This is a genomic window from Symbiopectobacterium purcellii (genome assembly GCF_019797845.1).
Classification (GTDB): domain Bacteria; phylum Pseudomonadota; class Gammaproteobacteria; order Enterobacterales; family Enterobacteriaceae; genus Symbiopectobacterium; species Symbiopectobacterium purcellii.
The window spans coordinates 4,287,670-4,308,073 of record NZ_CP081864.1; the positions used below are offsets into that span (position 1 = coordinate 4,287,670).

At 56.1% G+C, this 20,404-nt stretch carries 21 protein-coding genes and 4 pseudogenes; 9 read left to right on the top strand and 16 right to left on the bottom strand.

The window, feature by feature from the left end; all coding sequences use genetic code 11:
* Positions 1-18 precede the first annotated feature (18 nt).
* Together K6K13_RS19905 and K6K13_RS19910 are read left to right on the top strand one after the other, a co-directional pair.
* Positions 19-498 carry a hypothetical protein gene (locus K6K13_RS19905; protein ID WP_222158519.1) on the top strand — a complete coding sequence of 160 codons (480 nt, stop codon included), beginning with the start codon at positions 19-21 and terminating at the stop codon, positions 496-498.
* Between the two features lie 197 nt (positions 499-695).
* Positions 696-887: a hypothetical protein gene (locus K6K13_RS19910; protein ID WP_222158520.1), complete on the top strand. Its 192-nt coding sequence runs from the start codon at positions 696-698 to the stop codon at positions 885-887.
* A 35-nt stretch (positions 888-922) separates the two neighbouring features.
* Here K6K13_RS19910 and K6K13_RS19915 read toward each other — a convergent pair whose 3' ends face one another.
* Positions 923-1,471: an RNA-dependent RNA polymerase family protein gene (locus K6K13_RS19915; RefSeq protein WP_222158521.1), complete on the bottom strand. Its 549-nt coding sequence runs from the start codon at positions 1,469-1,471 to the stop codon at positions 923-925.
* Between the two features lie 35 nt (positions 1,472-1,506).
* Positions 1,507-2,199 (bottom strand): RNA-dependent RNA polymerase family protein, encoded by a 693-nt coding sequence (locus K6K13_RS19920; protein WP_222158522.1) that lies wholly within the window; start codon positions 2,197-2,199, stop codon positions 1,507-1,509.
* An 88-nt stretch (positions 2,200-2,287) separates the two neighbouring features.
* Here K6K13_RS19920 and K6K13_RS19925 point away from each other — a divergent pair, with 88 nt between their 5' ends.
* The 3 genes from K6K13_RS19925 to K6K13_RS23400 all read left to right on the top strand — a co-directional run bounded on the left by K6K13_RS19925 (position 2,288) and on the right by K6K13_RS23400 (position 3,215).
* Positions 2,288-2,593 (top strand): four helix bundle protein, encoded by a 306-nt coding sequence (locus K6K13_RS19925; protein ID WP_222158523.1) that lies wholly within the window; start codon positions 2,288-2,290, stop codon positions 2,591-2,593.
* On the top strand, positions 2,583-2,933 hold the full coding sequence (locus tag K6K13_RS19930; protein WP_222158524.1) for a hypothetical protein: 351 nt from the start codon (positions 2,583-2,585) through the stop codon (positions 2,931-2,933). Before K6K13_RS19925 ends, K6K13_RS19930 begins: the two co-directional genes overlap by 11 nt.
* 141 nt (positions 2,934-3,074) lie before the next feature.
* Entirely contained in the window at positions 3,075-3,215 is a 141-nt protein-coding gene (locus K6K13_RS23400; protein ID WP_252120357.1) for a DUF1187 family protein, read from the top strand.
* A gap of 214 nt (positions 3,216-3,429) precedes the next feature.
* Here K6K13_RS23400 and K6K13_RS19940 read toward each other — a convergent pair whose 3' ends face one another.
* The 11 genes and pseudogenes from K6K13_RS19940 to istA all read right to left on the bottom strand — a co-directional run bounded on the left by K6K13_RS19940 (position 3,430) and on the right by istA (position 11,961).
* Positions 3,430-4,044 carry a recombinase family protein gene (locus K6K13_RS19940; RefSeq protein ID WP_058344176.1) on the bottom strand — a complete coding sequence of 205 codons (615 nt, stop codon included), beginning with the start codon at positions 4,042-4,044 and terminating at the stop codon, positions 3,430-3,432.
* 54 nt (positions 4,045-4,098) lie between these two features.
* Positions 4,099-5,670, bottom strand: coding sequence for an IS66 family transposase (tnpC, locus tag K6K13_RS19945; protein WP_222158525.1), 1,572 nt, complete (start codon positions 5,668-5,670; stop codon positions 4,099-4,101).
* Between the two features lie 19 nt (positions 5,671-5,689).
* On the bottom strand, positions 5,690-6,043 hold the full coding sequence (tnpB, locus tag K6K13_RS19950; RefSeq protein ID WP_222158526.1) for an IS66 family insertion sequence element accessory protein TnpB: 354 nt from the start codon (positions 6,041-6,043) through the stop codon (positions 5,690-5,692).
* Complete coding sequence (tnpA, locus tag K6K13_RS19955) at positions 5,989-6,687, bottom strand: IS66-like element accessory protein TnpA (protein WP_222158527.1); 699 nt, start codon at positions 6,685-6,687, stop codon at positions 5,989-5,991. Before tnpA ends, tnpB begins: the two co-directional genes overlap by 55 nt.
* A 54-nt stretch (positions 6,688-6,741) precedes the next feature.
* A pseudogene (locus tag K6K13_RS23405) lies at positions 6,742-6,849 on the bottom strand (antirestriction protein); the annotation flags it as partial.
* Between the two features lie 199 nt (positions 6,850-7,048).
* The gene (locus K6K13_RS19960; protein WP_222158528.1) at positions 7,049-7,813 is read right to left on the bottom strand and encodes a YubG family protein; all 765 of its coding nucleotides are present in this window, start codon (positions 7,811-7,813) and stop codon (positions 7,049-7,051) included.
* Positions 7,814-7,870: 57 nt separating this feature from the next.
* Positions 7,871-8,284, bottom strand: coding sequence for a DUF1380 family protein (locus K6K13_RS19965; RefSeq protein WP_222158529.1), 414 nt, complete (start codon positions 8,282-8,284; stop codon positions 7,871-7,873).
* 9 nt (positions 8,285-8,293) lie between these two features.
* Positions 8,294-8,515 (bottom strand): YubE family protein, encoded by a 222-nt coding sequence (locus K6K13_RS19970; protein WP_222161197.1) that lies wholly within the window; start codon positions 8,513-8,515, stop codon positions 8,294-8,296.
* Entirely contained in the window at positions 8,515-9,183 is a 669-nt protein-coding gene (locus tag K6K13_RS19975) for a DNA methylase (RefSeq protein WP_222158530.1), read from the bottom strand. The genes K6K13_RS19970 and K6K13_RS19975 overlap by 1 nt, the downstream gene beginning before the upstream one ends.
* Positions 9,184-9,661: 478 nt before the next feature.
* A complete protein-coding gene (gene istB, locus K6K13_RS19980) occupies positions 9,662-10,417 on the bottom strand; it encodes an IS21-like element helper ATPase IstB (RefSeq protein WP_222158531.1) in 756 nt (251 codons plus the stop codon).
* A gap of 14 nt (positions 10,418-10,431) precedes the next feature.
* The gene (istA, locus tag K6K13_RS19985; RefSeq protein WP_222158532.1) at positions 10,432-11,961 is read right to left on the bottom strand and encodes an IS21 family transposase; all 1,530 of its coding nucleotides are present in this window, start codon (positions 11,959-11,961) and stop codon (positions 10,432-10,434) included.
* A gap of 198 nt (positions 11,962-12,159) precedes the next feature.
* Between istA and K6K13_RS19990 the strand changes: the two genes are divergently transcribed.
* The 3 genes and pseudogenes from K6K13_RS19990 to K6K13_RS20000 all read left to right on the top strand — a co-directional run bounded on the left by K6K13_RS19990 (position 12,160) and on the right by K6K13_RS20000 (position 14,280).
* Positions 12,160-12,768, top strand: coding sequence for a hypothetical protein (locus K6K13_RS19990; RefSeq protein WP_222158533.1), 609 nt, complete (start codon positions 12,160-12,162; stop codon positions 12,766-12,768).
* 103 nt (positions 12,769-12,871) lie between these two features.
* A pseudogene (locus K6K13_RS23780) lies at positions 12,872-12,946 on the top strand (Rha family transcriptional regulator); the annotation flags it as partial.
* Between the two features lie 82 nt (positions 12,947-13,028).
* Positions 13,029-14,280, top strand: a pseudogene (locus K6K13_RS20000) (IS256 family transposase).
* A 355-nt stretch (positions 14,281-14,635) separates the two neighbouring features.
* Here K6K13_RS20000 and K6K13_RS20005 read toward each other — a convergent pair.
* Positions 14,636-17,476, bottom strand: a complete 2,841-nt coding sequence (locus K6K13_RS20005) for an invasin domain 3-containing protein (protein WP_252120358.1) — start codon at positions 17,474-17,476, stop codon at positions 14,636-14,638.
* The gene (locus K6K13_RS23410) at positions 17,427-18,713 is read right to left on the bottom strand and encodes an inverse autotransporter beta domain-containing protein (RefSeq protein WP_252120359.1); all 1,287 of its coding nucleotides are present in this window, start codon (positions 18,711-18,713) and stop codon (positions 17,427-17,429) included. The genes K6K13_RS20005 and K6K13_RS23410 overlap by 50 nt, the downstream gene beginning before the upstream one ends.
* 427 nt (positions 18,714-19,140) lie before the next feature.
* On the opposite strand from K6K13_RS23410, the pseudogene K6K13_RS20010 reads away from it, so the two are divergent.
* Positions 19,141-19,295 (top strand): annotated as a pseudogene (locus tag K6K13_RS20010) (IS1 family transposase); the annotation flags it as partial.
* A 342-nt stretch (positions 19,296-19,637) separates the two neighbouring features.
* Here the strand turns inward: K6K13_RS20010 and K6K13_RS20015 are convergent.
* Complete coding sequence (locus K6K13_RS20015) at positions 19,638-20,243, bottom strand: recombinase family protein (protein ID WP_222158534.1); 606 nt, start codon at positions 20,241-20,243, stop codon at positions 19,638-19,640.
* Positions 20,244-20,404 lie beyond the last annotated feature (161 nt).

Here is a 20,404-nt window from a genome sequence, read left to right on the forward strand (position 1 = left end):
GGAGTCTGAGGAGAATGAATGATGGAGATAAAGGAGAGGCTGGCGCTGAGTGCCCGTCCGGGAAAGCTTACGCTTATCCGGGAGGGCATGTTCCTGAAATGCTACCAGCAGTCGTTGTTTTTACTGATGCATTCCGTATATCCGGATATCAAAGTTACCGGACGCAGGATAAAAAAGCTCGGCGGGCAGGCTGTATTCAGCGGCGGCTTTCCTGAGGCGGTGCTGGCAAAGGTCCTGCCGGAGGCACAGTTCACCGACTGGGGTGCCGAAGCTGACACAGATAATATTGACGAGGTCGCATATCAGTCATGGCTTACCGCACTCCCCCTGGCGGAAGATAAGGGTGGGGGTGATGTGACGTCCGACAGGCAATCAGCCCCCCCCTGTACTGAGCGAGGAGGAATGTCACTTTCTGGACAGCTGGCAGCCAGGGCTGTTCCCGTCGTCGGTGGATGCAGGGTTCATTCAGGGTCTGAAGGTCCGGAGAAAAAACAATAACGGTCAGGTGGCCTGACAGCGCAGCGGCACGGATGGTGCGCAATGGGTCGCGCCGTTAAGGCGACGCGAAAACGCGCCATGAAAGAAGACCGGCCTGCTTCACGTTTTCCGGTACCAGGGAAAGCGTTATTAAGGGGTGAACGTCGCAAGGCGGTAAACCGGCGGTATCAGAAAGCAGGCATTTGTGAGGGAGTCTGTTGTGTGGCGCGGGTTTCTCCGGCAACAACAACTGGTCGTCGGAGCAGAAGAGCAGCGGCAACCACTACTACGTCAACCTGAACAATGGCAACGTCAACAGCAACAACGACAACAACACGAACAACGTGGTGTGTCGTCAGGGTGTTCTTGCCATCCTTGCCGCTGCGCCGTCAGGCTACAGATACAGATAACATACTTTTGTTTCAGATAAGAACTGATGGTGCGTTTATCCGGCATGAACGGACAGATGCTGGCCGGCAACCCAGTCCTGCATACAGCATTTTTTGATGCGCATGGAGGTATATTGCGGGCCATTCGGCAGCATGTATCCTGTCAGCAGGCCTCCATGGCGACGCCAGATATCTCTGCGCAGACGAAAATGCGTGGCGTGCTTCATCATGCCGTAATAGCTGTTAATCACGCCCTGCATACGCTGCAACAGGGCCAGCTCAGGAAGTAATGAGCCGGTATCAGCCAGGCACATCCACTCAGGCCTGGCGGCGATATGTGCTGCGGGGTGCCTGGACGAGCCGGACAGCAGGTTGTTAAAAAAACGCAGCCAGGCCACCAGTTTCGTGATGTTGCGTTTTCTGAGGTGCAGATAGTGGGGGTAAACCCGGTACCCCAGGTAATCGGCTCCCTGATGGCAGGCCTGCAGGGTTTGTTTGTGAGGGTGAAGTGTAAGCTCCAGCTCTTCCTGCATAAAATGCCTGATGGCCTGCCGGTATCGGGAGAGTTGCGCCGTTGAGCTGCCAAACAGGATGAGGTCATCCATATAGCGGACATATCCCTTAATCCGCAGGGTGTGCTTTATATAATGGTCGAGGGGGGGGCCATAAACAACCCGGCCAGCATCTGACTGGACGCAGACCCGAGTGGAAGTCCCCTGTCAGGTCCTGCCGCAAGCAGAGTTTTGTGTGCGGGAATGCTGTCCAGCAAAAGGCGGTCACCGCTGATAGTGAAGGTATTTGCTGGTGCTGCATACCGGATGCTTTTTTCCAGTATATCGCGGATTTGTGTCCGCAACGGATGCGAAGACATATAGCGGGTCATCAGCGTATCGCATTGCCGGAGAAGCGCTGAATGCGGGATGCTGTTGAAGAAGTTCTGAACATCGAGTTGCAGATAGTACCCGTTTCCGGGGCGGCGCATGAACGTCTGTGCACGGTAAACGGCAGCCAGTACTCCGCGACCTCGCCGGTTCGCATATGTGTCGTCAATAAGCACCCTTTCAACAAAAGGGGTCAGGTGATACACAAGCCAGTTCTGCGCCAGCCGGTCCCGAAAGGCAGGAGCATAAATCTCACGGAGCTTAGGGTCAGTGACGGCGAACCGTGTGTAGGGTGATGGTGTGTATGAGTGTGAGAATATGTCGGCTGCGAGCTGACGACAGGTACGGGAGACCGTTTCCATGCTTGCAGATTTTTGGATACTGCGTTGCGTCAGCGTAACGCAGTGAAGAAGTTGATAATGAATTTGTTCTGGAGTAAAGACAGTGTCCACGTTTAAACAACCCCTGGTTTACGATGCGCTGCTGCTTTTGTACCGCACGTACTGGGTGACGCACCGACACCTCCCGCGGGCATTCCGGATGACGACCGGAGAGGCTATTTTACAGGAAATCACCGACTGCATTAAGCAGGTGATACTGGCAAATAATGTGGATAAACAGGATGCCGGACAGCGCAGTCAGTCAGTGCAGCATCTGGGATGTACAAGAGCTTCGCTTGTTGTTATCAGGGGGCTTCTGACGCTGGGATGGGGAATGACATTTATTGCTCATGGTGCTTTTATGCGGCTGACGACGTTACTGGATTCAGCCGAGAAGCAGATTACGCGCTGGCAGGGTTGGTTTATGCGTCGTGATGCGGGGAGTGGCACATTACATGAACAATGATGTACTGCTGATAGTGCTGACGGAGGACCGCTGGCTGTACGCAGGACTGGCGGCGCTGATGCCGGAAATGGTCTGCCGTCTGTCGGGATTTTTAGCACATCGCCAGCCGAGGGTGGTGAGGGTTGCACGGCATATCATTATCGTGGTGGACAGCCGGATACTTTTTCGGGGGGAGTGGTCAGGCATTCAGGCGCAGCAGGCCGGATGCCCGCGTCACCGCCCCGGGACTGACGCTGACGGAGCGTCGTCTTCTGCCGCTTTTTTTATCAGGGGCCAGTGTGCCGCTGCTGTCGAAACTGACGGGAAAGCCGCTACAGACGCTGTACTCACACCGGCATAAAATTCTATCGAATACGGGATTCAGACAACTGGCATTTTTAAAGTTTGTGTATGAGCGAAACGGGGGACTGCCGGGCGTTCCGGGGCTGGAACGCTCTGATGACACGATGCCACAGAAACAGGAAGAGGAGGAGACAGGCGAATGTACCGTATAACTGCAGTCATCCACAAGGCAGGAGGCGCGCCGGTCTTATGGACGTATTACTCAGCGCGCCGGCTGACGCAGACGCAGTGTGAAAATATGTTGTCGCGGGGAAAAGTCACGGGTTTAGGGTCAGGCTGACGGAGTTTTGCTGCGAGAAGGCGGAGAATAAGGTGAGGGTCATTCAGGCGGCAGCGCAACCGGAAACCGTGGATGTGACAGAGTATGCAACAGCTGAAATGGTGAGCAGGTCATGAACACCACCGGAACGGCGAAGCCATGACGCTCGCCCTGTAAGGGCGCTATTGTTCATGGGGTTCTACGCCGGAACCCCAGATTTTTCCGTTCGCCAAAATTATCCCCGGTTGAGCAGCTTTATGCCGTCAGCGCGCAGTTGACCATCCGGGGATATGTGGCGGTACAGCGTTTGTCGGGTTATCCCCAGCTCCTGGCATAATGTACTGACTTTCGTCTCTGGCCGTCCCATTGATGCCATTGCCAGTCGCAATTTTATTGGCGTCATTTTGTAAGGCCGTCCGCCGTTCCTCCCGCGGGCTCTTGCTGAAGCAAGGCCTGCAGTCGTTCGCTCGGCAATCAGTTCGCGCTCAAACTCGGCCAGTGCGGCAAAGATCCCAAAAACAAGCTTGCCGGCAGCTGTCGTGGTATCGATAGTTGCTCCGTGACCGGTCAGTACCTTCAGGCCTATCCCGCGTCCGGTAAGGTCATGCACCGTATTAATGAGATGACGAAGGTCGCGACCGAGTCGATCCAGTTTCCATACAATCAGGGTGTCATCTGGCCGCAGGGCTTTCAGACAGGCAATAAGTCCAGGGCGATCTTCTCGCTTGCCTGATGCCCGGTCTTCATAAAGATGGGCAGCGTCAACGCCGGCAGCGATCAGCGCATCACGCTGTAAATCATTCGCCTGAGAACCATCTGCTTTTGATACCCGCATATAACCAATTAACATTTTACACCTGTCACATATCCGTTCGTAAGCGTCACATTCAGACCGTATTGACGCTTATGCAGAGGTGAGATCGGTTTTCCACGGCAGCAGGTCGCGCAGCCGGTTCACCGGCCAGTCCTGGATATGTCCCAGGACATATCGCAGCCACGCCTCCGGCTCCACACCATTCAGTCGGCAGGTGCCGATCAGCGAGTACAGCACTGCCGCACGCTCTCCACCCGCATCCGAACCGGCGAACAGCCAGTTTTTCCGGCCCAGGGCAACGCCACGCAGCGCGTTCTCCGCGATGTTGTTGTCTATCTCCGCCCAGCCGTTGTTGCAGTACAGGTTTAACGCGTCCCACTGCTTCAGCAGGTAGGCGAACGCCTTCGCTGTATCCGAGTGGCGCGACAGCATCTTCATCTGCCCCTGTATCCAGTCATAAAGGGACTGCATCAGTGGAACCGTCTGCTCTTTTCGTACCGCCAGTCGCTCATCTGCCGGGCTGCCGCGTATCTCCGCCTCGATGGCATACAGCTTACCGATGCGCTTCAGCGCTTCGGTGGTGATGTCGGTCGGTGTCCGGGCATGCACATCGTGGATTTTTCTCCGCGCATGGGCCATGCAGGTCGCTTCCGTGATGCGGCCGTCTTCGTACAGCGCGTTGTAGCCTCCGTACGCGTCCGCCTGCAGGATACCGCTGTACCCCGCAAGGTGTTGCTGTGGATGTACACCTTTCCGGTCCGGAGAGTACGCGAACCACACCGCCGGCGGGAGCTGTGACCCCGCGTTGCGGTCATCCCGCACGTACACCCACAGCCGGGCCGTGCGGGTTTTACCGCTGCCCGGCTCCTGCACCGGCACAGGGATATCGTCGGTATGCACCTTTCCCGGCATCAGTACGTACTGGCGCAGCAGGTCGTACAGCGGCTCCAGCAGCTCGCTGACCGCACCCGACCAGCGCCCCAGCGTGGCACGACTCAGCTCAACACCCTGACGACGGTATATCTCTGACTGACGGTAGTGGGGTGTGTGCTCTGCGAACTTCGCCGTGACGATGCGTGCCAGCAGACCGGGACCCGCATAGCTGCGCTCGATGGGTTTTGACGGCATGGGAGCCTGAACGATGTGGTCACAGCTACAGCAGGCCCGTTTTGGCCGCTGCGTTTCGATGACCTTAAAGGCGCTGATGATAAGCTCCAGCTGCTCCGATACGTCGCACCCCAGTGCGCTGAGTTCGCCGCCGCATGCCGGACAGGCTGTTTCTGCCGGCCACAGCGTGCGGGTTTCGCGGGAAAGCGATGCCGGCAGCGGTTTGCGGGCGGAAGACTGACGCAGTGGCTGCGGGAGTACCGGGTCATGCTGCTCGCCCAGCACCTCCGCCATCTCCTCCTGCAGGGCGCTGATGCGCTCCTCCGCCTCGCGGACCTGGCGCTGCGTTTTCTCACGCAGCTTTTCGGAGCTTTTGCCGAACTGCATGCGCTGCAGCTTAGCGACCAGCGCCTTCAGGCGGTTGATTTCGCTGGCATAGGCCGCCACTCGCTGTGAGAGCAGACGATTATACTCCGCCATTTTGCGGATGGTGGTCTGCTGCTCCAGCAGCAGTGCCCTGAGCCGGGCATTTTCATCAGGGTATGAGGTGTCCATAACCATACTCTACAGCAGGTTATATGCGTATTCCAGGTCGTTCCGTCCGCTGCGGGTGCCTCCAGTTAATGCCTTCCAGCAGCATGGACAGCTGCGCCGGCGTCAGGTGGACCTTACCGTCGCGGGTCGCCGGCCAGACGAAGTGACCACGCTCCAGGCGTTTGGTGAACAGGCACAGACCGTCCCGGTCCGCCCAGAGTACCTTTATCATGTCGCCGCGACGCTCCCGAAAGATAAACAGATGCCCGCTGAACGGGTCATCCCGTAACGTGTTCTGCACCCTGGAGGCAAGGCCATTGAAGCCGTTGCGCATGTCCGTCACGCCGGCAACCAGCCAGATGCGTGAGCCCGCAGGGAGTGATATAACCGGCATTCTCCCTGCATTTCCCGGATAAGCATCTGCAGCAGCTCTGGCGTCAGCTTTCCACTGATACGCAGCGTACCAGCGGGCAGAAGCAGTTCGCAGCAGGGAGACTCTTCCGCAGAGGGTGTCAGCGGGCTCACCGACCTTTCGGTAGCGGTCAGCGTCACGGGGAGCAGTGCTGGCGTGCTGGCCGGAGTTCCCGACAACTCCTGCTGATAACGACGCCGCCAGTTGAACGGGAGATTGTCGTTAATGTTATTTTCACGGGCAAGCTGTGCCACGCTGACGCCGGGTTGCATTGACTGCGCCACCAGAGCGATTTTGAAGTCGCGGGGGAAGTTGGGACGTCGTGGTCGTTTGCGGGCAACAGGGATTTCACAGGGAGCAGTGGCTACGGGAAGACCGGACGATTTTCGGGAGTTCTGCCGGTAAAGGCGTTTATCCAGGTTTTTTGGGTTGATTCGTGGCGGCAAAGGCCAGGACAGACCGGCCTTCCTGAAGCGAACAAAGAGATCGCAGGCCGTGGTTTTGGGGATGCCTAACCGGCGTCCGGCCTCAATGCGCGGTAATTTTTCTTCAAAGTGGAGGCGAAGTACCTCGAGAAGCCATGTCCTGTGTTTCACGCGATAATGTCCATTAAAAATGATGGACACTATTTTCCCGAAACCGGAGTCTGCTGCACAGACGGTCTAAATGTGACGCTTACCGTAAACCTGCAATTCGGCAATCATGAAATCATCGCCAAACAGGTACGGTAAAAAGGACAGACGATCAGACTCTTCCACATTCAGGATTGCAGATTTTACATAGTGCATGGTTTCCCTCCGGACTTTCATGTGCTGCGGCACCGACCGCACACGACACGGCGATAACAGAGGTTGGTTTTCACCCAAAAGGCCCGGAAGCGGGCCGGGTGGACGCGGAGCCTGCACGGGGACTTCCTTATTCGCTCTGGACTTCCTGCGCCGGCAGGCAGACAAGGGAGAGTCTCCCCTCCCCTGACGCTCCGGCTCGTCACGCCTGAGAATTGACGGCGCGGACCTCTCTCACCACGTCCCCTAAAACGCGGCGATCAAGCCAGCGACGGACCGGATTGTCTGTAAAACGGAGCAGATCGGTCATAACGCCTGCGCCCTCAATGTTTTCCTCCCGCTCGTTAACCAGCGTGAGCAGGACCGGGCAGAATCGCGCATCGCGTACCAGAATGGCGTCGAGGACCTGATCCAGCCTGTCGGTCTCGCTTTCGTCCAGCCAGTTGTCATGGTCGTACTCGTCGGCCAGCAACCGCCAGTCACCGAAGCGCCTGTCCATCAGGCGTGGGGCGGAAGACGGAACCATCGCGGCGGCGATGCGCTTCGTATCCCGGCGAACGATTTCCGCTATCTGGTCGAGGGAGGCTTTCAGAAAGGTCAGCAGGTCGTCGCATTCCGCCGCCGTCAGCCACTCCTGCGCGTATGGCAGCCGGATAACCTGACAATCTGCCAGTCTCTCCGGATGCGGATATGCCTGCGCCGGAAAGAGATACAGACGCGCGGGGGTTCCCGCCAGCCGCCGGGCACTGGCGGTTAACAACTCCGCCCGGCCATACGTGAGAGGCTGGCAAAGGTGCGTCGTCAGCGACAGGATTTCCGCGCCACTGATAGAGCCGCAGGCGGTCAGCCAGCCGGGTACAGTTTCCGGCGCGACGGGTGTCATATCAATGGCGGCGGGCCAGCCAGCCTGACGCAGCAGCCGGTCGCCATGGTGCAGAATAAGGGCGTTAAGGGTTTCTTTTTTCATCGTTCTTGTCTCTCTGTCGGGTAACATCGCCCCGCAACATCGCGGGGCGGTCTGTTGTCAGCGTTTCAGTAATGCGCGCACTTTCGCCATATCAGCCAGACGGCGCATCACGCTGTCCGGCACCGGATGGTTATCATCCCGGGCGGCCCATTCCCGGCGCCACAATGCCTGTTCGGCGGTAGTCAGCAGGGTTTCAAGCAATTCAACCGGCACCTCCTGCCCGATCTCTTTCACCTGGTTTATCAGCACCATCACCGCACAGGCAGACACTCCGGACTCAAGCTGCTGTTCTTCTGGTATTTCGTCTATTCGCTCAAGAATGGTTCTTGTATCCTGCTCAGAAACGACATACTCCATTCCTTCTGCCAGCGCCTGGATATCTACCGGGGACCAGATAATAAGATTCAAAGGTGTCTCAGCGGGGTATTGCTCACTCAGCATCCGGCAAAGTTGTTCACGGGTTCCGTACATGTTCTCTCCTTAGTCCTGAAAGCTTATGTCGAGCATCAGAGCGATATTGAATGCCTCATCCATCAGGACGCTAAGACGCCGCAGGCTTATTCCGGCAAGCCGCTCCGGCAGTCCGTCATGCCGGTAGTGATACGTATCTTCCAGCACTTTCAGGGTGGTTTTCAGGTCACACAGGTTGTTGGCCAGCCCGGCCATGTTGCGTCGCAATGCTTCGTGTCCGTCGTAGTTCATCACGCCGCCTCCGGGAGCCATTCATCGTTCGCCGCTGGGGTATTGACGGCCGCCAGTCGCTTGGTTCCCGCTCTGTGGTACTGCGCCAGCATTTCGATGCCGATATAGCGGCGTCCGGCGCGGTATGCCGCCACACAGGTAGAGCCGCTCCCGGCAAATGGATCTAACACGATGGCTCCGGGAGGTGTGAAGGATTCAATCAGCGGTTGCAGGCTGGTCACAGGCTTCTCTGTCGGGTGATGGCGATTACCGCTGTATTTCCAGCCGAGCACATCCGGCAGCGGGTTTTCCGGCAGACGCGGGCGGCCTTTTGCCAGCAGGTAGGCGCATTCGTGGCGGTAGCCGACATAGGCCGCTTTGGACGAGTAGGTTTTGGTGAACACCAGATGACCGACGATACGGAACCCCGCCGCCTTCCAGGCCGCGATATAGCGATCGGCGCTATTCCAGCCGTAGAAACTCACCATCAGCGCATCCTTTTTCAGCACGCGATACATCTGATGACAGGCCGGTTGCAGCCACTCGTCAGTGATATCGCCTGCGATGGTGCGCCCGGAACGGTCACGAAACCCCACCAGATACGGCGGGTCGGTCAGTATGAAATCAACGGCAGTGTCAGGAAACGCAGACATGATTTGGACGCAATCGCCCAGGACAAATCGGGACATGATAAAGACTCCTCGGTCACAGGGGCGTCAGGAGGTGGCCGGTACGGCCACCGTTCCCTGCTGCCCGAGGCCTGTACGCCGTGCACGGAAACGGGTCAGGCCGACCGTGGAATAACGAACCGGCCTCTTTTCGCCGGTGAGCTTATGCCGCGAAAGCGGCTTGAAGGGCCATCCCTGTGCGCAGCGCCGGGGGAATGTCTGAATGAACTTTCCCTGGCGTGCGATAAACGGCCCGTCCCGTAGACTTCCGGGCACGGCACACTGGCATCGGGCAGTGGTAACTGCCCGCGCAGCGAAACAAAGAGGAGCGTTGCGACATCCTTATTGGTTTAACAGGGGGACATCACCAATGAGTGAACTAAAGGGCTACAGGATATTGCGTGCGTATTCGCATGCGATCGATCATCGATTCGCATCTAAGGTCGATCACGTTTTCGCATCGTAATCGATCACCCGGGAACCTAACTTTTTTATCGTTTTAGCGTGTTTCTTCTGTGCTTTCCACTGCCGGGCTATTTTTCCTTAATGATTCTCCCTGAAGCTCCAGTCTGTGAGCGTTGTGGATCAGCCGATCCAGGAAGGCATCTGCCGCCGTCGGGTTTTCCATCACACCGTACCATTGCTCCACCGGCAACTGGCTTATCAGGATCGTGCTGGTTTGCCCATATCGGTCTTCCGTTATTTCCAACAAGTCATTGCATTGCCGCGTTGTGATAACTTCAAGACCGAGGTCGTCCAAGATAAGAAGCTCTATTTTTTGAAGCTGTTTCAGTTGCTTAAGCCAGCTGCCGTCCAGTCGCCCCTGCTCAAGCTGATCCAGCAGCCGACCCATACGCCAGTATTGGACGCTTCTCTTTTGGCGGCACGCCTGCTCGCCCAGCGCACAACCTACCCAGCTTTTGCCGCTGCCAGTTGGCCCTGTTATCAGGATATTCTTGCTGTGGGTGATGTAATGCCCGTTCAGAAGCTCGCGCATCTGTTCGGCCTTTAACCCTCGGGAGACCGGATAGTACATACCCTCAGGGGTTGCACTGTGGCGCAACCGTGCCTGCTTTCTCAACCGCCCAACACGGCTGTTTTCACGATTCAGTAGCTCTTCTTCGACAAGCAGCCCCAGGCGTTCTGCGAACCCCAGCTCATTGTATGTACCAGGTGCCTCACGCTGGCGTATCATGCCATCGGCCATTGCCGACAGCTTCAGCGTTCTAAGTTTGGTTAGCAGGTCATCAGTCATAACGACTCCCTTTTTCAGTGGTAATATTTTGGACCACGCAGATTCTCGTGCTCCAGTGGAAGCTGTAACTCTCTATTTTCTTTAACTGTTTCTCCGATGCCCTCCCTGTTATGACGCAGCAGATTCTCGATAAAACGCCTTTCCGGATGGTTCAACCCACAGGCCTTGTCACAGGCTTTTTCCAGCCGTTCAGCACCGTATTTTTTCTGGAGCGACAGTAGGCCGAGAACAGCCCGATAAGCCTGCTCAGGATGATTCTTCGCGTTTAGCATCGCTTCCACCACCTGCCGGGTCGCCTTGCCGGTTCTCGCGGCATTATCCAGCAGCTTTTCAGGTGTCCAGCAGCTGTGCCCGCGGTGATTGACCGGCATGTGTGCCGGATTCGTGCTGTGGCTGTACTGCCGATCGCTGCGAGGGTGCTGAGCCACGCAGCGGCCCTTATGCCAGGCCTGGACCAACGTCTGACCCGCTTTTACCGACAGCCTTTCACCAACCAGCTCATGGGGAACGGAGTACCAGTGGCGGTCGTATTCGACGTGATAGTCAGGAGCAACCTTCACCGCACGGTATTCGGTGTATTCATAGGGCATAGCTGGCAACGGCTGCAGGCACGGCGCATCGAGCAGCGCAAAGCGCTGCGCTCGGCTCTGGCCCCCATAACCTTTCATTGGCCGGTTATTCAGCTCGGTCATCAGCTCACGGAGCCTGACGTTGAGCGCATGCATTGTATGGAAGGTTTCATTGCGTATTCGCGCCAGGAGCCACCTTTCGACCAGCAGGACGCCGTTTTCCTCTTTGGCCTTGTCTTTCGGTTTGTAGGGTCTGGCTGGCATCACTACCGTGCTGTAATGCGAGGCCAAAGACTGATAGCTGTCGTTGATGACCGGCTCGTAGCGATCTGCTTTGCTCACCGCGCTACGCAGATTATCGGGTACCAGCAGGGCTGGAACGCCGCCGAGGAAGGTCAGGCAGTGGCTGTTAGCATTGAGCCAGCTCATCATGTCCTGACCGGGGCAGGCTTCTACATAGGTATAATTTGACGCTCCCATGACAGCGACGAAGATGGCGACCCGGCGCACATTTCCCGTATCGGGGTCGGATACCGGCACCGTGGGCCCGCAGAAGTCGATGAACAGCCTCTCACCGGCACGGTGGGTCTGGCGCATCGAGCGTTTCTGGCATTTCTTCCATTGGCGATAACAACGGCAGAACTGAGAGTAGCCCAGCGCCATTTCTCCGGTTTCGGTGCTGTATTCTATCCACAACAGCTGCCTGGTAACCCCTGGCCGTCTTAACTCGGTATCGATATACAGCCAGTCTGGCGCGATAAGCTCCGAGGTGCGCATTCTGCGGGTGGGGAACAGCATCTTTTCCAGTTTTTCTGGCAAGAGCGCATCAGGCAATGGCCACGACAGCGATGCGGCGGTAAAACGGGATAGCACCTCATAAACTGTGGAAGGGCTGACCCTAAGAGCAGCGGCGATGGTGCGATTAGACTGGTTGCACTCAAATTTGAGTTTGAAGATCTGAAGACAAGTCTCCATGGGACTCCTGCTTTTTCTCTTTCTGGCCATCGTTATCTCCATTTCAGTAGAAACTGCGAATGGAGAGGAGGTTAAAAGAGTTAAGTCCCGGAGTGATCGATACGACGCGAATTAGTGATCGACCTTAGATGCGAATCGGTGATCGATCTTTCATGCGAAATCGTGATCGATTGTCATGCGAATCACTGATCGATCACGATGCGAATATGCACTTGTGAACGTACACTTGCCGTAGCGGCTGAACTGACCAAAAAGTCGCAAACCGCTTTAGCGTTAATGGTTCATCGACTGGCTATCAAGACATTTGGGAAAATTCAATATAACTCCCCGATCAGCGGAGCGTTAGAAGTTAAATTAAACTATATGATGCGAGATGCGCCGGGAAGTGAAAATAGTATTGCGGTTACTGCATTAAATGAATCTCGAGCTAAGTGGGAGTCTCTCTTACCTGCTGGCTGGGAGACTGATTTTACGCTTATGACCTGCTTCAGTACCGAGCAGTTACTGGATCTACAAGCTTTTTGCGTTGCGGTAAGTCTTGATGGTTCCATCTACCAATACAATAAAGAGCATGAAAGTAATCTGATGCAGTTAGAAAACGCTATGCATTTTGACATTCATTCTTACTGGAAACCCCAAGCAGATAATTTCTGGAAGCGTTTAAAAAAGGATTCTATGTTGGATCAGTTGTCCCAAGCTGGTGTTGTCATTAAAGCTGAAGAATTTCTGGCTTTAAAAAAGGGTGATGCCGCCAAACGTGCAGAAGATTTAATCAGTAATATTCAGTGGGTACCTGAGTTTATGTAACGGTCTTTATAAGGCGGCTGTATTGCCGCCTTTTAAGACGGATTGAGTGCTTTTATCGCTGGTTCAGTTATTTTTTCAACGGGATCCTGATATGGTTATGCCCGGCTTTGTCTTCCTCGTTATGGGCTTTACCGGCAAAAAGGCAGCAGCGTTCAAGGAAGCGAGTTATGCTCATTTCTGGTGTATGAGGTTTTAGAGAGGGTTGCGTATCCTGCTGATTGATTTCGTGGATGATTTCAACAACAGCGAGATGATACGCCATGAAAAAGTCTACCCTACAGGTCTCCGCAGAACCAGATATTACCGGTGCTCCCTTGCATGAACTCATCCGTAATGGTGCCAGACAACTGATAGCTGCCGCCGTTGAGGCTGAGCTCGAAGCCATGCGGCAACAACATGCTGAACGTCGTCTTGACGATGGGCGTCATGCCGTCGTCCGTAACGGGTATTTGCCACAGAGAACCATACAGACGGGTATTGGCGATGTTGAAGTTAAAGTGCCTAAGGTCAGAGCTCGCAGCGGCAACGGAATAGGCTTCAACAGCGCGTTGCTACCGCCTTATCTGAAACGTGCAACAAGCGTCGAAGCGTTGCTACCATGGCTGTACCTGCGAGGCATATCCACCGGTGATTTTCACGAAGCCCTGAAGGCGCTTCTCGGTGAAAAAGCCAATGGGCTCTCTGCCAGTACCATCAGCAGACTGAAACAGCAATGGCTCGAAGAGCACAGGCAATGGTGCCTGCGTGATTTAAGCGATACGCGCTACGTTTATTGCTGGGCCGATGGCATAGACAGCCATGTCAGGCAAGATGATCGCCTTTGCCTGCTGGTCATTATCGGCGTCACTGAGCATGGACGTAAGGAGCTGGTTGCAGTCGAAGATGGTTATCGAGAGTCAGAAGCCAACTGGGCCGAACTCCTCAATGGCCTGCGAGCACGTGGCCTAACCGTATCTCCCAAGCTGGCTACGGGAGACGGTGCCCTTGGTTTTTGGAATGCCATGGCAAAGATATATCCCGGACACGCAGCACCAACGCTGTTGGGTGCACAAAACGGCTAATGTGCTGGCTTCACTCCCCAAAGCCATGCAACCGAAAGTTAAGGCTGAGCTGCGGGAGGTCTGGCTAGCAGAGAGCCGCGATGCCGCTAATGAAGCCTTTGATGTTTTGTTGGCAAGGTTTTCAGCGAAGTCTCCTGCAGCGATGAAGAAGCTGGAGAAAGATCGAGAAGAACGGCTGGCATTTTACGACTTTCCGGCAGAGCACTGGGCGTCAATAAGAACGACAAATCCGATTGAATCGGCTTTTGCGACTGTGAGACTACGAAGTAGACGCGCGAAGCACTGTGGTTCGAGAGAAACCACCCTGTCAATGGTATTGAAGCTGCTTCAGTCTGCTCAGAAAAGCTGGAACCGGCTAAGAGGATTTGACCTGCTGACCCTGGTGGTAAACAACATCCAATTTAAGGATGGAGAACAGATTCACGAAGCATCAGAGCGGAACGTAGCCTGATCGCCATACACCGATTTGCTAATAACTCACGCTTTCCCTGGTGTCGGAAAAACGTGAAGCAGGCCGGTCTTCTTTCATGGCGCGTTTTCGCGTCGCCTTAACGGCGCGACCCATCGCGCACCACCTGCGCCGCTGCGCTGTCAGACCACCTGACCGTTATTATTTTTCCGCCGGGCCTTCAGCCCCTGAATGAAACCCGCGTCCACCGATAACGGAAACAGACCCGGCTGCCAGCTGTCCAGAAAACGGCAGTCTTCCCCGCTCAGGATGGGGTGGTCCAACTACCCGCCAGGCATAACGCCTCCCCCTACGTTATCTCCCACCAGAGAGAGCGCGGCAAGCCAGGACTGAAAAGCTAAAGACCCTGACGACATACAACGTCGTGCATGTCTCTGTCGTCGCCGTTGTTGACGTAGCCATAGTGCAGGCTGACGTAGTAGTGGTAGCCACTGCTCTTCTGCTCCGACGACCAGCTGCTGTAGCTGGAGAAAGCCGCGCCGGAGTAGTTAAGTAGATTACCCCACTCATTCCACAATGCTCCTGTGCTGCGGACTTGCGTTGCGGTATAGCCCGAATGCAGGATCATCTGTGCGACAGTCGGCAGACTGTAACCTGGCCGCGAGCTGCAGTACTTATTTGCGGCAGACCAGTTCAATAGGGTCGAACCGTTATTTATGAACCAGCTGTTGAGGGTGAAACTGTATTCGATGGTGTTCCCCGAGCCACTGGTTGGTTTGCCCGTGATAGTGACTTTGCTGCCCGTGCCCGTACCGGTGAACTTCACTACCCCGTTTGTCACCGAGACCCAGCTGGCATCGGATGCCCAGGTGTAGTCCGAAGCTGAACCGGTCGTTAAGTTCAGTGTGAAGCTTGCCCCTGTGAGCCCGGTGGTCGGAAATCCAGCGTCTTTTTCGAACGTGTAACCATTTACAGTAACATCCTTCAGCGCGGGACTTTCCGTAATGGCATACGCCCCAGACTCTGTCTTTTCGCTCCAGTCGCTCAGCTTCAGCGCCGCCTTCAGGTTCGCGCCCGCCGTCACCGCCGTGTAGGTGCCGGTGTAGGTCCCGTCACCGTTATCCTGCCAGCTGCTGCCCGACTTCAGCGTCGCGTTCGCCACCGTCACCGAAGTGCTGGTCAGGGCCGCTTGCTGCCCGGTCACCGCATTACCCTGTGCATCCTTCAGCGTCACGGTGATGAGCATGTCCGCACCGGAGACGTAGGTGGTGGCGTCAGCGTTAATGGCCGACGTGGCTTGCGCCGGTGTGGCCGCCGTAATGGCATACGCCTCAGACTCTGTCTTTTCGCTCCAGTCGCTCAGCTTCAGCGCCGCCTTCAGGTTCGCGCCCGCCGTCACCGCCGTGTAGGTGCCGGTGTAGGTCCCGTCACCGTTATCATGCCAGCTGCTGCCCGACTTCAGCGTTGCGTTCTGCACGGTCACCGCCTCCGCCGTCAGCGAGGACGATGCCCCGGTCACCGCGTTGCCCTGCGCGTCCTTCAGCGTCACCGTGACCGTCATGTCCGCGCCGGACACGTAGGTGGTGGCATCGGTTTTAATGGCAGAGCCCGCCTGCACCGCGCTGCCCGCCGTGATGGCATACACCTCAGACGCCGCCGCGCCGCTCCAGCCTGAAGCCTTCACCTTCGCCTTCAGGTCCGTCCCCGCCGTGGTGGCCGTGTACGTTGCCGTGTACGTCCCGTCGCCGTTGTCCTTCCAGCTGCTGCCCGACTTCAGCGTTGCGTTCTGCACGGTCACCGCCTCCGCCGTCAGCGAGGACGATGCCCCGGTCACCGCGTTGCCCTGCGCGTCCTTCAGCGTCACCGTGACCGTCATGTCCGCGCCGGACACGTAGGTGGTGGCATCGGTTTTAATGGCAGAGCCCGCCTGCACCGCGCTGCCCGCCGTGATGGCATACACCTCAGACGCCGCCGCGCCGCTCCAGCCTGAAGCCTTCACCTTCGCCTTCAGGTCCGTCCCCGCCGTGGTGGCCGTGTACGTTGCCGTGTACGTCCCGTCGCCGTTGTCCTTCCAGCTGCTGCCCGACTTCAGCGTTGCGTTCTGCACGGTCACCGCCTCCGCCGTCAGCGAGGACGATGCCCCGGTCACCGCGTTGCCCTGCGCGTCCTTCAGCGTCACCGTGACCGTCATGTCCGCGCCGGACACGTAGGTGGTGGCATCGGTTTTAATGGCAGAGCCCGCCTGCACCGCGCTGCCCGCCTTCAGCGTCACCGTCGCGCTCAGGCTCCCGATGACCGTTCTGTTGTATTCTGGCACGATGGTGTATCTGCCCGACGCCGCTCCCTTCAGGGTTGCCGTGTAGGTCCCTTTTGTGCTGCTCTCCACGATGGGGCTTTCCGTGAGGGCTCCGCCTGCCGCCTTACCGCTGCTGTCTTTTGCCGTGAATGTCAGGCTGTCCTTCAGGCCCGTCAGGGCGTTACCCTGCGCGTCCTTCGCGACCAGCGTCAGCGTGGAAACGGCCGTGTTGTCAGCCACAATAGTCTCCGGGCCTGCCGTGAATACCGACTGCCCGCCATCGGGCAGGGTACTGACGACGGTCACTCTGGCCGGGGACAGCGCGATACCACCGACCACCGGCGTCAGGGTCACAGTTTCGTTATCCGTTCCTGCTGTTACCGTCACGGTGTAGACCCCGGGGGATTTCCGGGTCAGCGCCGATACCGCAGCGCTTTTCCGCGTGCTGCTGTTCAGGCTGATGTCTTTTACGTCCAAATCCACAGGCTGGTTATTGCCGTCCCGCAGCGTCAGGGTCAGCACCTGCACGCTTTTCCCGTCCGCCGGCACCACGCTGCTCTCCGGCGTAAAGGTTGAGGCTCCTTTGTCGACCTCCGGTGCCTGCACCATCACCTGAGTGTCACTCCGGTCAGAACGGTTGCCCTTTACGTCCACCGCCACACCGCTGACGGTGTACGTGTTCACCGCCTGCGTCGCGTTCTGGTACGCCGGGAGTACCACCGCGTAACTTCCGCCATCCTGCACGACCCTCCCGCCAGCCGCGCTCAGTGCCTGTGCATCCCAGTCAATACGGGACAGTCCGTACGTGCTGGTCACGGAGACGCCAAGCGACTTCTGCTCCCCGGGGTGTCCCGTCACCAGGCCTGCCGTGTGCAGGCGAATGACCTCTTTCTTACGGTACTCCAGCACGATATTGTTGTTGCGCTCCACCAGGTAGGTCATACCGGCTGCCCGACAGGCTGCGCATGGCGGCCACCGACGTCGGGTCGACCTGGGTTCGCCACGGCACCCCGAGCTGGTAATTCATGCCCATCGTCAGGCGGGTGTCACTTTTCCCTGACTGCCCCTGACGCCGCTCTGCCCCCAGGGTAATCAACGGCACCGGCGTGTAGTTAATCCCGACGGTGATGGCGTGCGGGTTTTTCTGCCGGGCGTCCACCCCGAACAGAGCCACTTCGTTACCGTAGTACTGCTCATACGTCAGCTTACCGCCCAGTTGAGGGAGGGACGGCATCCAGCCCTGCGCCCGGACGTCCCAGCCGTTGGCCGGACGCTCCTGATAGTCAACCAGGTCCGGAGAGTCCTTCCACCCTGTCAGGCGCATGTAACCGTTGGCACTCAGCTTCAGGAAGTTGCGCCAGTACTCAACACCGGCGCCGGCACGCGCATGGTCGCGTGACAGGTCATAGTCACCGAACAGGTTCCCTCCCAGCATGTAGGTGGGAGTAAAATGTCGCCACCCGGCACCGAGATTAGCCTGGGTCCGGCTGTCAGTACGGTGCAGGCTGCCCTGGGTGAACATCAGGTTATCGCCCTGGTCATACAAGGGCATCAGCAGGTCGAACTGCGAGTTTTTCAGGGAGAAGTTTTTGTCTGCGTCCAGCTGCACGCGGGCGGTCCCAAAATGACTCAGCCACTGCTGAAGGGTCCCGCCAACCTCGCCGGTGGCCATACCGCGGGCCATGGAAGCGGCGGCATCACTTTTTGCGCTGCCCGCCAGGAAACTCCCGGCCCGTGTGGCGTAGCCTGCGACCTGCTGCGCCTGCATGTCTTCGTTATTCTGACCGGGAACTGAGGTTGCAGGGGCATCATCCCAGCGCACTTCCGGAAGCGGTGCCACCGGAACATCCAGTTCATCACCTGGCTGCAGGTGGTCAAAGCCACGCGCGAAAGTGCGGAACTGGTTGAGCTCACGCAGTTGCCCGAGAGACAGATGGTATTTTCTGGCAACGGAGGTGACGGTCTCACCCGCACTCAGTGTGTAGACCTGCGTACGCTGCGCGGATAATGGCGCGGGCTGCCGCAGAAAATGCTGCTCACTTGCTACCGCCATCAACGGGGTGAAAGTGGTGGCCAGCGGGAAGGTCGCCTGGAGCACTATGTTAAACCAGGCCAGCCGGCGCAGGCCCAGGGAGAAGGCAGCATCCGCAGGCGGATGTGATGAGTGTGAATGTTTCATGTTTATTTACCCAGTACAAAAAAAACAAAAGAATTATCCAAATACTCAACGGGCAGGCACGCAGCAACCGCTGGCACAATCCTCGTGTCGCATCCAATTCAGGAAGGTAAAGGTATTATAAGGGTTAATCGATGTATAGGCAAAAGCAATCAATAGGGTGCATATAATTGTCACAAACGATAAATTAATCATGAATTGATCGCCCAGGCCGATCGAAATTTCTGGAGCCATTGTTTTTTTGTTTAAAAAGCAAAAGCTAAGCAGCTTTATTTAAATAAAGGCAACAAAATCAGGGCGGATTGTTACGCACTACAAACATCTTCGCGCATCGGGATAACATTTATTTTACCCATTTGTTTATAGAATATTTAATGAAGCCTCCAATAAAGGGAACTGTTGTATAATAATGGGCTTTTAAGGTTATCTCATGGCCAGCGTTAACATTCATTGTCCCCGTTGTCAGTCTGCTCAGGTGTATCGCCATGGTCAGAACCCTAAGGGGATGACAGATTTCGCTGCCGTGACTGTCACCGTGTGTTTCAGCTCAGTTATGCTTATGAAGCACGTAAGCCGGCTGTTAAAGGGGTCTGACGCTCAGTGGAACGAAAACTCACGTTAAGATGTTTTGACCATGAAAAGGCAAAGCAGCGAGGGAATCGACTAATAGAAAGGATCCTTCAGAGATCCTTGCATCACAATCTTTACTGGCCCAATGACTCCGTCCACACGCATATTTTATGTGACATATGGGAGCCTTCAATAACCCAGAAAATATGCTGGATTTTTACAATACGGAGGTTTTTATGCCTCTCGCTTAAATTTAAGGACATGCCGCTTATTTCATCTCCCACACATAACGCTCCAAAGGGAGTGTCACTTTCATAGTGGCCAGCAACACAGTCGCTCATATCTGGCTCATAGATTTCAAGATGGTAGTGCATCTTCATAATTATTTTCTTGTGTATTAATTACATGCTGTTTTTTTGATTCATCAATGACTTTATAAACCGTAGAACGGGCAATGTTGAGTTGCCTAGCAATCTCTGTTGCACCAGTACCTTGCCGATGAAGCGCCAGTACACCATTTCTGTCGATGCTACGTTTGCGGCCAAACCGGATACCTTTCGACTTCGCTTCCTGTCGGCCTTCATTCGTACGCTCCAGTATTCTTTGACGTTCAGCCTGAGCGACAGCTGACAGAATAGTGACCACCATTTTTCCCATGTCACCATCAGTACTGATCCCGTCATCGATAAACCGGACGGCTACGCCCTGGGCGTCGAATGCCTTAATCAGCTGGATCATATCGGCAGTATCCCGGCCAAGACGATCGAGCTTCTTCACCAGAATGGCATCGCCTTCCTCCACCTTCATGCGCAACAGGTCAAGCCCCGGACGATCAACTGAACTGCCGGATGCTTTATCAGTAAAGATTCGGTTGGCTTTCACGCCTGCGTCTTTGAGCGCCCTGATCTGAATATCGAGAGACTGCTGGCTGGTTGATACCCGTGCGTAACCAAAAAGTCGCATAAAAATGTACCTTAAATCGAATATCAGACAACTGGTGTCTATTATGGCAAAAAGTCGATTTAATAGACAGCTTATGTCTGCCGTTTTATAATGTCTGATAATTTATAATATTTCGGACAGTTACAAAGTTGTTAACTTGTAACCTTCAGGCAGGGAGGCTG

Excerpts from the sequence above, each read along its gene's own strand:
- K6K13_RS19925 (WP_222158523.1), top strand. The coding sequence starts at position 2,288 with ATGACGACCGGAGAGGCTATTTTACAGGAAATCACCGACTGCATTAAG.
- tnpB (WP_222158526.1), bottom strand. The coding sequence starts at position 6,043 with ATGCCGGTTATATCACTCCCTGCGGGCTCACGCATCTGGCTGGTTGCC.
- tnpC (WP_222158525.1), bottom strand. The coding sequence starts at position 5,670 with ATGGACACCTCATACCCTGATGAAAATGCCCGGCTCAGGGCACTGCTG.
- K6K13_RS19965 (WP_222158529.1), bottom strand. The coding sequence starts at position 8,284 with ATGTACGGAACCCGTGAACAACTTTGCCGGATGCTGAGTGAGCAATAC.
- K6K13_RS19905 (WP_222158519.1), top strand. The coding sequence starts at position 19 with ATGATGGAGATAAAGGAGAGGCTGGCGCTGAGTGCCCGTCCGGGAAAG.
- istB (WP_222158531.1), bottom strand. The coding sequence starts at position 10,417 with ATGACTGATGACCTGCTAACCAAACTTAGAACGCTGAAGCTGTCGGCA.
- K6K13_RS19975 (WP_222158530.1), bottom strand. The coding sequence starts at position 9,183 with ATGTCCCGATTTGTCCTGGGCGATTGCGTCCAAATCATGTCTGCGTTT.
- K6K13_RS19930 (WP_222158524.1), top strand. The coding sequence starts at position 2,583 with ATGAACAATGATGTACTGCTGATAGTGCTGACGGAGGACCGCTGGCTG.
- K6K13_RS23400 (WP_252120357.1), top strand. The coding sequence starts at position 3,075 with ATGTACCGTATAACTGCAGTCATCCACAAGGCAGGAGGCGCGCCGGTC.
- K6K13_RS19970 (WP_222161197.1), bottom strand. The coding sequence starts at position 8,515 with ATGAACTACGACGGACACGAAGCATTGCGACGCAACATGGCCGGGCTG.
- K6K13_RS19990 (WP_222158533.1), top strand. The coding sequence starts at position 12,160 with ATGCGAATATGCACTTGTGAACGTACACTTGCCGTAGCGGCTGAACTG.
- K6K13_RS23410 (WP_252120359.1), bottom strand. The coding sequence starts at position 18,713 with ATGAAACATTCACACTCATCACATCCGCCTGCGGATGCTGCCTTCTCC.
- K6K13_RS20005 (WP_252120358.1), bottom strand. The coding sequence starts at position 17,476 with ATGACCTACCTGGTGGAGCGCAACAACAATATCGTGCTGGAGTACCGT.
- K6K13_RS19915 (WP_222158521.1), bottom strand. The coding sequence starts at position 1,471 with ATGGATGACCTCATCCTGTTTGGCAGCTCAACGGCGCAACTCTCCCGA.
- K6K13_RS19940 (WP_058344176.1), bottom strand. The coding sequence starts at position 4,044 with ATGTTAATTGGTTATATGCGGGTATCAAAAGCAGATGGTTCTCAGGCG.
- K6K13_RS20015 (WP_222158534.1), bottom strand. The coding sequence starts at position 20,243 with ATGCGACTTTTTGGTTACGCACGGGTATCAACCAGCCAGCAGTCTCTC.
- K6K13_RS19960 (WP_222158528.1), bottom strand. The coding sequence starts at position 7,813 with ATGAAAAAAGAAACCCTTAACGCCCTTATTCTGCACCATGGCGACCGG.
- istA (WP_222158532.1), bottom strand. The coding sequence starts at position 11,961 with ATGGAGACTTGTCTTCAGATCTTCAAACTCAAATTTGAGTGCAACCAG.